This window comes from Paenibacillus sp. CMM36 (assembly GCF_053570945.1).
Genome location: NZ_JBSEDY010000005.1, coordinates 89461 through 102352 on the forward strand (window position 1 = coordinate 89461; position 12892 = coordinate 102352).

Annotated in this window: 12 protein-coding genes, 1 pseudogene and 1 riboswitch; of the genes and pseudogenes, 7 read left to right on the top strand and 6 right to left on the bottom strand. The window is 45.6% G+C overall.

What is annotated here, in order from left to right; all coding sequences use genetic code 11:
• Position 1: 1 nt before the first annotated feature.
• Positions 2-1123, bottom strand: coding sequence for a glycosyltransferase (locus ACWA2B_RS12390; protein WP_322252941.1), 1122 nt, complete (start codon positions 1121-1123; stop codon positions 2-4).
• 397 nt (positions 1124-1520) lie between these two features.
• On the opposite strand from ACWA2B_RS12390, the gene ACWA2B_RS12395 reads away from it, so the two are divergent.
• Together ACWA2B_RS12395 and ACWA2B_RS12400 are read left to right on the top strand one after the other, a co-directional pair.
• The gene (locus ACWA2B_RS12395) at positions 1521-3242 is read left to right on the top strand and encodes an NAD-dependent malic enzyme (protein ID WP_029518372.1); all 1722 of its coding nucleotides are present in this window, start codon (positions 1521-1523) and stop codon (positions 3240-3242) included.
• A 73-nt stretch (positions 3243-3315) separates the two neighbouring features.
• Complete coding sequence (locus tag ACWA2B_RS12400) at positions 3316-4269, top strand: AEC family transporter (protein ID WP_029518371.1); 954 nt, start codon at positions 3316-3318, stop codon at positions 4267-4269.
• On the opposite strand, the gene ACWA2B_RS12405 is transcribed toward ACWA2B_RS12400, so the two are convergent.
• Positions 4258-4440 carry a hypothetical protein gene (locus ACWA2B_RS12405; protein ID WP_449292251.1) on the bottom strand — a complete coding sequence of 61 codons (183 nt, stop codon included), beginning with the start codon at positions 4438-4440 and terminating at the stop codon, positions 4258-4260. The genes ACWA2B_RS12400 and ACWA2B_RS12405 overlap by 12 nt on opposite strands.
• Positions 4441-4447: 7 nt before the next feature.
• Positions 4448-4550: riboswitch (TPP riboswitch) on the top strand.
• A gap of 136 nt (positions 4551-4686) precedes the next feature.
• On the opposite strand from ACWA2B_RS12405, the gene tenA reads away from it, so the two are divergent.
• The 4 genes from tenA (at position 4687) to thiE (ending at position 7803) form a co-directional block, all read left to right on the top strand.
• Positions 4687-5376 (top strand): thiaminase II, encoded by a 690-nt coding sequence (gene tenA / locus ACWA2B_RS12410; protein WP_029518370.1) that lies wholly within the window; start codon positions 4687-4689, stop codon positions 5374-5376.
• A 74-nt stretch (positions 5377-5450) separates the two neighbouring features.
• Positions 5451-6293 carry a hydroxyethylthiazole kinase gene (gene thiM, locus ACWA2B_RS12415; protein WP_449292252.1) on the top strand — a complete coding sequence of 281 codons (843 nt, stop codon included), beginning with the start codon at positions 5451-5453 and terminating at the stop codon, positions 6291-6293.
• Complete coding sequence (gene thiD / locus ACWA2B_RS12420; protein WP_449292253.1) at positions 6290-7120, top strand: bifunctional hydroxymethylpyrimidine kinase/phosphomethylpyrimidine kinase; 831 nt, start codon at positions 6290-6292, stop codon at positions 7118-7120. The genes thiM and thiD overlap by 4 nt, the downstream gene beginning before the upstream one ends.
• A complete protein-coding gene (thiE, locus tag ACWA2B_RS12425) occupies positions 7117-7803 on the top strand; it encodes a thiamine phosphate synthase (protein WP_069011044.1) in 687 nt (228 codons plus the stop codon). The genes thiD and thiE overlap by 4 nt, the downstream gene beginning before the upstream one ends.
• 261 nt (positions 7804-8064) lie before the next feature.
• Here thiE and ACWA2B_RS12430 read toward each other — a convergent pair whose 3' ends face one another.
• From ACWA2B_RS12430 to ACWA2B_RS12445, 4 genes and pseudogenes are all read right to left on the bottom strand, one after another.
• Complete coding sequence (locus ACWA2B_RS12430) at positions 8065-8262, bottom strand: XRE family transcriptional regulator (RefSeq protein WP_370682681.1); 198 nt, start codon at positions 8260-8262, stop codon at positions 8065-8067.
• A 61-nt stretch (positions 8263-8323) separates the two neighbouring features.
• Complete coding sequence (locus tag ACWA2B_RS12435) at positions 8324-8485, bottom strand: aspartyl-phosphate phosphatase Spo0E family protein (protein WP_176715706.1); 162 nt, start codon at positions 8483-8485, stop codon at positions 8324-8326.
• Between the two features lie 230 nt (positions 8486-8715).
• Positions 8716-10111 (bottom strand): annotated as a pseudogene (locus ACWA2B_RS12440) (helix-turn-helix domain-containing protein).
• A 240-nt stretch (positions 10112-10351) separates the two neighbouring features.
• Positions 10352-11326, bottom strand: coding sequence for a LacI family DNA-binding transcriptional regulator (locus ACWA2B_RS12445; protein ID WP_449292254.1), 975 nt, complete (start codon positions 11324-11326; stop codon positions 10352-10354).
• Between the two features lie 185 nt (positions 11327-11511).
• Between ACWA2B_RS12445 and ACWA2B_RS12450 the strand changes: the two genes are divergently transcribed.
• A complete protein-coding gene (locus ACWA2B_RS12450) occupies positions 11512-12855 on the top strand; it encodes a 6-phospho-beta-glucosidase (protein ID WP_209949754.1) in 1344 nt (447 codons plus the stop codon).
• Positions 12856-12892: the final 37 nt, after the last annotated feature.

Genomic DNA, 12892 nt, shown 5'->3' on the forward strand with positions numbered 1-12892 from the left:
GTTATCTCACCCGCCGATCCAGTCGCCAAATATCAATGATAGAGCGCAAAAAACGAATAGAATCCTTCCAGACATGGATGTGCGATCCATCGCGGTCAATACATTTGACGGGTAATTGCAGCACACGAAGCTGGAGTCGCTTGGCAATAAACATCATTTCTAGATCCAGCGCCAATCCGAGCTGTTCCTTTAAATGCGGAAACATCCGTTTCACTGCAACCGAACTCATCACTTTAAGCCCAGTCTGGGAATCCACCACACCTGTGGGTAAAAAAGGACGTGAAATGACCCGCTTACCAAAGCTGACAACAGATCGCAATAAAGACCGATTCTCGGCGGTCATATCCTTGGTTCCGATCACGACATCATAATAGCCCTGCTGAACAACATTAATCATTCTGGCAATATCCTCAATAAAAAAGGAGTCGTCCGCGTCCACAAATACGTAGTAATCCGCACCAATGGTCCGCATCCCTTCCAGATACGTCCCTGCCTTACGTGTATTGCGTCCCAATTCCCTTGTTTGAAGCAGCGGACTAAGATTCTGATTAATCCGGTTTACGGATAAGTCCGTTGCTGCCTCCAGCGCTTTAATCAAGGCATGGGTGCCATCGTGGCTGCCATCATCAATGAGATAAATCGAACCTTCAATAATATGGCTACGGATAAAGGCTTGCAGTCGTTCAGCAAAGGTTTTGACATGAACAAAACGTTGCTCTTCGTTATATACAGACAAGATAAATGCAATATGTTGGCTTTTGGTCGAATACTCGGGATAGAGCAAGCTTTGTATTTCCGAAAGCATTTCTTCGGTGTCATTGGCTTGCCAAAATAGCAGTCGCAAACGGCCTACTCCGGTGATTTGCACCATATGCTGATCACTGAACGGAAATGTTACATCCGTCACCAGTAACAATGGCATTTGCGGAAATTGGCTGCGGATCTGATTGGCTTTCCGCACCGCCTCCCCCGGCTCCCTATAATCAATCAAGCAGCAACATGCGTTCTCGTAGACTGAAGCTGCCTCCGTGTCCTTGCACTGTATATATTGGTAAAAATAAATTACATTGGGATAATCAATAGCCCTGTCGTTATCGCTAAAAATGGCTATAGGTCCCTGCACACAAACCTCTCCTTTTCCTCCGAATAGTTCTATTTTGTTGAAAAAGAATTAAAAATGTTTGTTTATAGGGGTTAAATTAATGCCCAAATACTTCATATTTTCTTAACAAAATAGCTGACACTCCATGATATATAAGGGAATAAGAGAAGAATAACTGATTTTCATATTTGATAAAAACAGAGTATTTAGACCCGATTCATTAGAACCAAAATCCTCAGTATTAATTAGCGAATCCATACTGAAAGTTAGTCCTTTTAGATCAATAGAAAGAAATGAATATGGTTATTTTGTCATATATAAATAAACGAATAAAACAAATTGACACGTCCATACTATGGATAACATGTCATCTTTCGTTATGAATAGTTATGTAAATGAACAGAAGGAAGGTCTTTCTATGGAAGCTTTTTATGTCAATCGCGATGGGTCATTATCTACTCCTTTACGGGGGAAGGATGTGTTGGCAAATCCCCTTTTGAACAAAGGCGTTGCTTTTACAGAAGAAGAACGCAAAGAACTGGGTTTGGATGGAATCCTTCCTCCCACCGTCCTTTCATTAGAGAAACAGAGCGTACGGGCATATCAGCAGTTTCTGGCACAACCCACCATGCTGCGTAAAAATGCTTCTCTCAACGACCTTCATAATCGAAATGTCGTACTCTACTACCGGCTGTTAACCGATCATTTGAGTGAAATGCTGCCCGTAGTCTACACGCCGACCGTAGGAACTGCGATTCAAGAATACAGTCACGAGTACAACCGTCCTGGGGGCGTATATTTGTCGATAGATAATCCGAACGGTATTGGACAAGCATTCTATAATTCCGGTTTGAGCGGCGAGGATGTGGACCTGATCGTCGTGACGGATTCCGAAAGTATTTTGGGGATTGGGGACTGGGGTGTCGGGGGGATTAACATTGCTATTGGCAAACTTGCAGTGTATACGGCTGCGGCAGGCATTCATCCCGGGCGGGTGCTGCCCATTGTACTGGATGTAGGTACGAATAATGAAAAGTTGCTGAATGATCCACTGTACATCGGAAACCGCCATAAACGGGTTCGCGGAGAAGCCTATAACCAGTTTATTGATACTTTTATCAGCAAAACGTTAGCGCAATTCCCGAAGGCGCTTTTACATTGGGAAGATGTGGGTAGCGTAAATGCACGCCATATTATAGGAAAATACGGTCAAAGTATACTCACCTTCAACGATGATATACAAGGTACAGGAGCGGTGACCTTGGCTGCAATTCTTTCGGCGGTGGGTGTCACCAAGACTCCGCTGCGTGAGCAAAAGGTACTTGTCTTCGGCCCAGGAGCAGCAGGGATCGGTAACGCTGACCAAATTCGGGGCGCTATGATCGCGGATGGTCTTTTGGAGGAGGATTCATTCAAGTCCTTTTGGGCTTTTGATTACCGCGGGCTGTTAACGGACGATATGGAAGATGTCCTGGATTATCAGAAACCGTATGTACGTAAAAAAGAGGAAGTCAGCTCATGGACGCGGTCGGATGACGGCAAAATACCGCTGCTGGAGGTCATCCGTCAGGTGAAGCCTACCATATTAATCGGAACTTCTGGAGTAGCCGGTGCCTTTTCTGAAGAGATCATCAAAGAGATGGCGAAGCATGTAGAACGCCCGATCATTATGCCCATGTCCAATCCTACAAATCTTGCAGAAGCTATACCTGAGGATCTAATACGGTGGACCGATGGCAAGGCATTAATTGCTACCGGAAGCCCCTTTGACCCCGTCACTTATAACGGTACGAAATTTGAAATTGGACAGGCGAACAATGCCTTTGTGTTCCCGGGACTGGGTCTGGGTGCGATTGTGGTTAAAGCCAAAAGGATTACCCCTGCGATGTTTACAGCCGCAGCAGATGCCGTTGCCAATGGCGTAGATTCGAATAAGCCTGGCGGTGCGTTGCTCCCTCATATCCAAAAATTACGTGATGTTTCGTACGTTGTTGCGGTTGCGGTAGCGAAAGCAGCGATTCAGGATCAGGTAGCTCAGGCACACATTTCAAATGTTGAACAAGCTATACGGGATGCAATGTGGAAACCGGAATATGTCAAGGTCAAAGCAGTGGAAAGCGTAATACATCACCCTCACTAATGCTCCATTTAAGAAAGAGATTGCCTTGTTCAGACAGGCAGAATACGTCAGTTCAAGCAAGGAGAATCAATCTATGAGTGTCGGACATATCTTGTATATTTTGGTGCCGATTTTTTTCGTTATTATTTTAGGGTGGTTAGCGGGGCATTACAAAAGCTTTGATGCCTCTTCCTCCAAAACCCTAAATGCGCTCGTTACCAAATTTGCACTACCTGCGCATCTATTCATCGGTATTACGACAACGGACAGGAAAGCGCTCATCGAGCAATGGCCATTCCTGCTGGCCCTGTTCATTGGCATTGTCGGCTTTTTTACCGTTCTCCTTCTACTGTCCCGCTTTGCGGGGAAGCAGTCGGTCAAGGATGCCGCCATGTTTGCTTTGAACTCGGCACAGCCGACCTTTGCTTTTATGGGCATTCCTGTGCTTGGAGCCATCTACGGTTCCGCTGCTGTCGCCATTCCGATTGCGCTTACCGGGATCGTAGTCAATGCCGTCCTTGACCCGGCGGCTACCATTATAGCTACCGTAGCCAGCAGGAATTCAGGCAAAGAACGGAACGGTCACCTCGGAAGGTTAATCTGGGACTCCATTCTTCATGGATTAAAAGAACCGCTGGCGCTGGTTCCACTGATTGGTGTAATTTTGACCTTGTTCGGCTTCCATTCACCGGATTTGTTGAACAAATCGTTGAATCAAATCGGAGACATTACGTCCGGGGCCGCTTTATTCGCTGTCGGAGTGACCATTGGCGTACGCAACATTAGTTTTAGTGTAAGTGCCTTTGCCATCGCACTGTTAAAAACAATTGTACAGCCTTTATTAATGCTGCTGATCGCCTACCTGTGCGGTCTGTCGTCTGCAGATACTGTGAAGGCAGTTCTGCTCGTTTCCTTCCCGGGTTCAGCAGTCGCTGCTATGATCGCCACCCGTTTTGAAAGCCTGGAATCAGAAACAGCCTCCTCCTTTGTCATCAGTGCTGTCATATCGCTCGTTACACTCCCAGTACTGATTTCTCTATTGGTATAAATGCTGATTATTTGGACATTGGAGCCTGCCGCGAATTCCTTCGTGTAGACGGAACTGATCTTCTCCAGCGCCTTTTTCCCTCTCGGAAGCGAACTTCAGCTCTGTCGTTTGGCCCTTGACCAGATAGACATGTTTGACATAGCGTATGAACGTATGTACAGTAATAGTCAAAAGAATAGAAGTCCACTAGGGGAGCCGCTATGGCTGAGACAAGAACGTATCTTGGACCCTTTGAACCTGATCTAGTTCGTACTAGCGTAGGAAAGTGGAGCCTTCGTATATAAGGTTTCAAGCGTTTTTTGCGTATTGGGCCTATTGTTGAAGCCGCTCCATTTTTCTGGGGCGGCTTTTTAGCGTTGTTCCGGAATTATATTCTTACAGGACTTCTTGCTCTTCAATTTTATGGAGGTGGCGAAATTGAGTTTTACACAAGAACTCCGTCGGCAGGCGGACGGCATTTTTCAAGCGATTTTTGAGCATCCCTTTGTGAGAGGTATTGCTGAAGGAAGTTTGACAAGGGGACAGCTGATTCACTATGTAAAACAGGACTTTGAATATTTGAACGCCTACATGCGGATATACGGCATCGCAATCTCCAAATGCACGAATCGGGAGGACATGGATGTATTTAATGAACAAATCTCTTTTATTCTCCACAGCGAGGTTCATCCGCATCAAAATTTCTGTGCTGTCGCAGGGGTGACCTATGAAGAATTGCAGGGATATCCGCTCGCTCCGTCGGCTCATCACTATATCCGGCACATGCTGACGGTTGCGCATGAGGGCAACCTGGGCGAGATCTTGGCTGTGCTGCTGCCATGTATGTGGACGTATGCCGAGATTGGCCGCAGGCTGCTAGATGAAGTAAAGCCGGATAAGTCCCATCCGTTCTATGAATGGATTGGCTTTTATGGAGACCAGCTTGATGATACAACACTCAAGTTCCGAGAACGTGTAGATGCTTGGGCGGAAGGGGCAACGGCTGCTGAGCGGGAGCGGATGATTGAGCATTTTATACTGAGCTGCCAGCTGGAATATAAGTTCTGGGACATGGCTTATAAGCAGGAAGAATGGCCGGTCCAGATGCAGGCAGCGGTCTTGGAATAGTCAGCCTGTCAATTCGATGAGTGAAGTACGGTTAATGTCCTGTTAAACCACCAACTATAGAGAGGATAATCATGATGAGTACATGGGAAAAAAGTTATTCGGATCTCCTAACGAAGGTACAAAATAGCAAACCCCTCGTTCACAATATCACCAATGTGGTAGTCACCAACTTTACCGCCAACGGCCTGTATGCATTGGGTGCCTCCCCAGTGATGGCCTATGCACCCGAGGAAGTAGCAGACATGGCAAAAATAGCGGGAGCCGTCGTATTAAACATCGGTACGCTGAACCGCGAACTGGTGGATGCCATGATCATTGCTGGACAATCAGCAAATGCACACGGTGTTCCAGTCCTGCTAGATCCGGTCGGTGCGGGAGCAACGAGCTTTAGAACCGAGTCTGCACTGCGAATCCTGAATGAAGTCAAAATCTCCTTGGTACGAGGCAACGCGGCCGAAGTCGCGCATCTTGTTGGAGAAGCGCGTGAGATTAAAGGCGTAGATGCTGGTGACAGTGCTGACAGCGGCCATGTCGATCTGGCAATTCGGGCTGCTCGAGTGCTCAATACAATGGTTGTCATCACTGGAAAAGAAGACGTCATCACCGATGGGGCCGAAGCACGAATGATAAGCGGCGGAGACGTACTGCTCACGAAGGTAACCGGAGCAGGCTGCCTGCTGACCTCTGTGTTAGGTGCCTTTGCAGCTGTTGAACCCAACCTGCTGCTCGCAGGTACAGCAGGCTTGGCATTTTACGGTGCAGCAGCTTCCCGAGCCGCAGCACGTACCGCAGAACTGGGGCCCGGAAGCTTCCAGATTGCCTTTCTCGACGAGCTCGCCAAACTACATACAGGTTCGCTAGAGGGGCATGTCAAGGTCCGTGAAGCCGGAACAACCACAGCAGGTGGTGCGCGATGACAGACGTTCGTGTACCCAGAGCTCTGACGATTGCCGGTTCGGACAGTGGCGGCGGGGCCGGAATTCAGGCCGATCTCAAAACCTTTCAAGAGCTTGGCGTATACGGTATGTCGGCTATTACGGCCGTTACCGTACAGAATACTTTAGGGGTCCACGGCGTATATCCGCTGCCACCGGAAGCAACAGCGGAACAGATCGAAGCTGTAGGATTAGACCTTGGAGTGGATGCCCTGAAGACTGGCATGCTGTTTAATGCGGGTATCATCCGTCTTGTGAGCGAGCAGATCCGAAAGTTCGGCTGGAAAAAGGTCGTCGTCGATCCCGTGATGATTGCCAAGGGAGGCGCTGAACTGCTGCAATTGGAAGCGGTGCAGGCTTTGAAGGACGAACTGCTCCCCTTGGCCCTGGTCGTTACACCGAATATCCCGGAGGCGGAAGCCCTGACAGGGATCAGCATCCGTACGATGGAGGATCGCCGCGAGGCTGCAAGACATATTAGCAGTATGGGATCAGAATTCGTTGTGATCAAGGGTGGCCACGCTGACGAGAGCGAGAGCAGCGAACAGATTGTTGACCTGCTCTTTGACGGAACCGCCTTTACAGAGCTGAGCGGCAAGCGAGTACGGACTGTCCATACACACGGAACTGGGTGCACCTTCTCGGCAGCGATTACCGCAGAATTAGGGAAAGGGATGTCTGTACCGGAGGCTATCTCGAATGGCAAAGCCTTCATCCAGGCGGCGATTGAGGAATCTTTGCAGCTTGGACAGGGACATGGGCCCACCAATCATTGGGCCTTCCGTCGTCGTCAGGAGATGCTTCTATGAGCGGCAGAATGTTGTCAGAGGTGGTGCGCCGCCAGCTACAGATGTACCTGGTGCTTGGAAGCGTGAATTGCCTAGCGGAACCAGGCTGGGTCGTGCAGGAGGCTCTGGCTGGCGGGGCAACCATGGTCCAGTTCCGGGAAAAAGGCCATGGCGCATTAACGGGTATCCCTATGTTCGAACTTGCGCGCCAGCTACAGGAACTGTGCCGCCACGATGGTGTCCCCTTCATCATCAATGACGATGTGGAGCTGGCTCTTGAAATCGATGCTGACGGTGTTCACATCGGTCAGGACGATGAATCTGCCGAAACCGTCCGCGAGCGAATCGGAAATCGAATTCTAGGCGTCTCTGCCCATACCATTGAGGAAGCACGTCGAGCCATTCTGCAAGGTGCTGATTATCTCGGCGTCGGGCCAATCTATCCCACCCTCTCGAAGGATGATGCCCATGCTGTACATGGGCCAGCAATTTTATATGAGATGCGTAAAGCGGGAATTGATGTGCCAATTGTTGGGATCGGAGGTATTACAGTCGACCGTGTTGAGGAAGTCGCACGTGCAGGTGCAGATGGTGTAGCGGTGATTTCAGCCGTGACACAGACAAAGCAGGTTAGAGGTACGGTCAAGGAATTAAAGAAAAAGGTAGTGCTAGGCATCAAAAATCGAGGGATGTATGGATCATAGCAAATTGTTTCGATTGACTAAATAATTTCTCGTTTCATACCCAGCAGAAGACGATATGATTAATCAGATCGTCTTCTTAGGTTGTCGAGACTTTATATAAGACCAGTATTATAACCGATACGATCGTAGAACTGATTATGTTTATGATCTTATTCGGAATTATCCTATTTTTATTTATCTCAAAAGAAACACGATGGCATAAGTCGCTTTTAATTAATACTTATGTTCAGACAGAGTCGTTTCAAAAATAGAAATAATACATTATTCTTCAATTCCGAGCAATTCGGATACTTGTTTTCTGTATCTTGTAGCCTTGCGTGTCCCATGAATGAGATTTGACAATCTGGAAGCTGGAATATGATATGTACTACAAAAAGTTTTCTGATCCATTCTTTTCTCGAGCAGTTTTTGCTTGATCTCCCATCCAAAAGGGGTTACAGAATTTCGATGATTCAACATCACTACCTCCAAGTTTTAGTTTTTGGAATCATGTATTACGCAACATGTAATACACCAGAGCTTAATGATTCGATCTGCATGTTTGGTAATGATTCAACAGGTAATCCAACCTTTTAGATTGCTCAATTACTTTGGGGTGTGTTAAAAATCCATACTTTTTCTGGACTTGGTACAGTTTCCTCCTAGCTCTCTCGACACGAAGTAAAGTCACACCTTGGTTCATCAGTATGATCCCCTCCTCTATGTCACATTTTAGAATAAAAAGACGTTTTTTGGTTTTTCGGATGATGCGCCTAACAAAAAGAGAATATCACAAAAGTTTTCATAAATAAGGGCGTCCCTAAAATATGCAAAAAACCTCCGTTTCCACTAATAAAGTGGAGCAGAGGCTCTAGTTTCTATTAATAATATTTACATACAGGATTTTAATCCTACATGAATAAAAGGATACTACTACCAATAATAAAACGATCTTTCTCTTTGCCCTTCGCTCACTAAACTTTCGTACTTCATATGAGCCTTAACATCTGCAAACGCTTTAAACTTCTCAAATAGTCTTATGCACCTAATGAAAAAAGCTTCTTTATTAATGGTTAATGATTTAGATAAAACGTCTAGCAAGTATTTAAAGCCATGCGAGTAGCTACCTCTATTCAAGTAATATTTAGCAAGTTCATATTTAAAAAGCGTTATGTGTTCTGGTACGACTTGATGTGTGTACATATCAGTAGATGCTGGATCAAAAGAATTAAACTCCACTTCAAAACGTGAGAGTACATCATCAACATCTATTGCATATCGGTTAGCCGCTATTATAATGTTCAACAGCTTTGAGAGCTTTTCATCTTCGTTAGTAATTGATGTGGCTACAATATATTCAACATAATCTGGAAGCACACTGGTATCCCCAGACAGAAGTTTATTTACAAAGATATTACCTACTGCCCAATGCTCGAACAAGTTGATCCAGTGTCGGGTTTCCTCGTCCGTCTCAATCACCCAATCTAAATTTGCGTAGGCGTATGTAAACTGTAAAGCTTGCTGATAATTGCCTTGGGCTTCACAGACACTAGCACACAGTAAATCAGCATAGGTAATGTAAACAAATATGGGACGACTTAGCCTCATATAAGACTCCTCACTCTTTTGCTTCTTCTGCCGTTGTTTCATAGAATAATAAATTTCCGCTTTATGTCTCATTTTTTGAGCTGTTTCATAAAGCATATCCCACTCGTGTAATGAACGATACACATTCGCTAGATCCTTCAACGCATCAAGTTGATCTATTTCATCCAGACGTTCGACAAAGGGCTCAAATCGAGTAGCCGCCTTGAGATTTCGGATCTGATCGTTCCCTACCTGAATCGTAAACAGACGATACTGACAGATAGCCAAGCGTTCAGAGTGCTGGTACTTCTCGCCTTCCGCAATCCCCTCATAGAGTAACAAAGCAGCATTACGCTGACCTTGTGCGAATAACTTTTCTGCCGCATCGAATAGCTTCGGGGAATAAAGGAGGTTGTCCATGATATGGGCCACTACAAGCTGGATCGCATGTAACTTGTCCAGTTCCGCACAGCGAAATAACAACGGCTCAATTCGCCGCCAATCTGGGGAACGCTCAATGATATAATTATCTATGTATAGTTCGTAAAAAAAAACCTTCCGGTAATCCCATGGCTAGCGTGATTCGATCCAACTGATGTATAGCAACAGGACGATGCTTAGTAATCCAATTATTAAGTGTTCTTTGATGAACACCTGAATGTTCGGAAAATTGCGCCAAAGTCAAATTGTTTTGTTTTAAAAAATTCTCAAACTTATCTAAGATCGTAGGTGTATGTCCCAAGTCATAACCACCTTTCATATAAAAATACCAAATTTTTATAATCTCATCTCAAATTATTGTCCAAATTTTAACATACGTCAATGAGCATTAGTCAATATCCACATTATTAGTACCCCTTAAAAAGGTGAAAATACCACATTAATTCATATATTCATTAGCATTTAAATATTTGTAACAATGGATGGGTGAACACCTCCATCATTTTCATTGAGAAGCTTTGATACACAACCCTTTCAGAATTCAGGTGGTCGCTCGCTCTACTAATTTGAATTCCAGATGATGTATCGTTTCTTCCAGCCCTTCGAGGGCATTTCGAATCATAATGAACGCATTCTCAGCTTGCTTGTCTATCGGGTAATGAATCGTAGTTAAATCAAGCAAATGCGAGATTTCGGTGTTATCAAAGCCTACTACTGCAAAATCGCTTGGCACAGAAACACCGAGTCTCCGTGCTTCAGTCAAAAGACCTGCTGCCAAATAATCGGTAGAACAGGCAAAGGCGTCCGGCCTGTCAGTTTGTGCTCGTTCTGCCCACCAATGAGCTATTTGTTCACCAGCTGCTATTGAATTTAAATCATAAAAATGCGGGAAGGCCTCAGCATCCAAATCATATTTTTCACAAAAGTCATGATAAGCTCGAATGCGTTCTTTTGTATTCAATCCCCGCATGCTGCCGAACACATTCACAATTTTCCGATATCCTCGAGCGTACAAATGTTCCAATGCCAGCGTATAGCCCTGATACTGATCCATAAATACAGACGGGATTGCCTCAATGTTTACACGCTGCCAGGTCACAATCGGACCATATTTTGTATAATGCTCAATCACACTCCACTCATTGACGCGAATCATGCAGACCAAGGCGTCCAGTTGCTTTCTCCGCAACATTTCCAGCGCTTCAAGTTCTCTTCCTTTCTCCCCATTCGTAATAAACAGCGCTATATTAAAGCCATGCTCCTGGGCATACATTGTAAATCCACGCACAAATAAACCCAATGAATCATTAAAAGAAAGTGAAATAATCCCTATGAGCTTGGTCATACCCTTTTTTAAAGATACCGCATTTAAATTGGGAACATAATCCAGCCGATCTATGACCTCCTGCACACGCTGCCTTGTGGGTTCACTCACGTACGGATGGTTGTTAATGACACGGGATACCGTAGCCGAGGATACCCCCGCCAGCTTTGCAATTTCATGAATATTCGCCATTTTTCTCACCTCGTTCTTTCTATTTTAGCATGTTCGTGTTTAGCATGTTCGTAGTGTCCGCCCTATAATTGTCACCTCCCAAAATAAGTTTTTTAAAAGCGCTTGACCTGTAATGCATTACAGGGATTACAGTGAATTTGTGCTTAAGAAAGCGGTTTACAAAACATACTTAGGAGGCACTAACTATGAAAAAAGGCATAAAGATTGCAACCATTGGCGGAGGCTCCAGCTATACACCAGAACTAGTAGAAGGCTTCATCAAACGTTATGCAGAGCTTCCCATTCGGGAATTGTGGCTGGTAGATATTGAGGCAGGACGTGAAAAACTGGAGATCGTAGGTGCTATGGCCAAACGGATGGTGAAGGCCGCAGGCATTGATTGTGAGGTACATTTGACGCTGGATCGTCGGGAAGCGTTGAAGGACGCCGATTTTGTAACGACCCAATTTCGGGTAGGCTTGCTGGAAGCCCGGATTAAGGATGAAAGTATTCCGTTAAAACATGGCATGATCGGTCAGGAGACCAATGGGGCCGGAGGAATGTTCAAGGCGTTTCGCACCATACCCGTTATCCTCAGTATCGTCGAAGATATGAAAGAACTATGTCCGAATGCATGGTTGATTAATTTTACCAACCCTGCGGGTATGGTCACCGAAGCCGTGCTTCGTTATGGTCAGTGGGATAAAGTCATCGGATTATGTAATGTTCCAATCGGCGCGATCAAGAGTGCATCAGCTGTGCTGGACAAACCGGAAGAAGAGCTGTTCTTTAAATTTGCAGGAATTAACCACCTTCATTGGCACAAAGTTTATGACAAAACAGGGGCCGAATTAACAGAGCAAGTTATTGAAGGACTGTACGCTCCGGGTGCAAAGCCAGAGAAAGTCGTTGAAAATATTAAGAACATGCGCTTCCTGTATGATCAAGTTCGTCAATTGAAAATGCTGCCTTGTCCTTACCATCGGTATTACTATATGACGGATAATATGCTCAAGGAAGAATTAGAGGAAGCCAAAAACGAAGGAACTCGGGGCCAAGTAGTCAAACGTCTGGAAGAAAGTCTGTTCGAACTGTATAAAGATCCGAATCTGGATTACAAACCAGAGGAACTATCCAAACGCGGTGGTGCGCATTACAGCGATGCAGCCTGCGAAATCATTAATTCCATTTATAACAACAAAGGCACATTGATGGTCGTTAGTACACGCAACAATGGTGCGATTGATGATGTTCCTTATGATAGTGCCATCGAAGTGACTAGTGTCATTCGCGCCCATGGTGCCGAACCTGTCAACTTTGGCAAATTCCCACCTGCACAGCGGGGCTTGCTACAAGTGATGAAGGCAATGGAAGAGCTGACGATTGAAGCGGCGGTCACCGGTGACTATGCAACCGCACTACAAGCCTTCACCCTGAATCCGCTCGTGCCAAGCGGGGATATTGCTCAAACCGTACTGGATGAATTACTAGAAGCACACAAAGAGCATCTGCCGCAGTTCTTTGCTCATAAAGCGAAGACGACGGTATAAAGCTAGCAGCAATCATCCTGCTGGAACACAAAAAAGC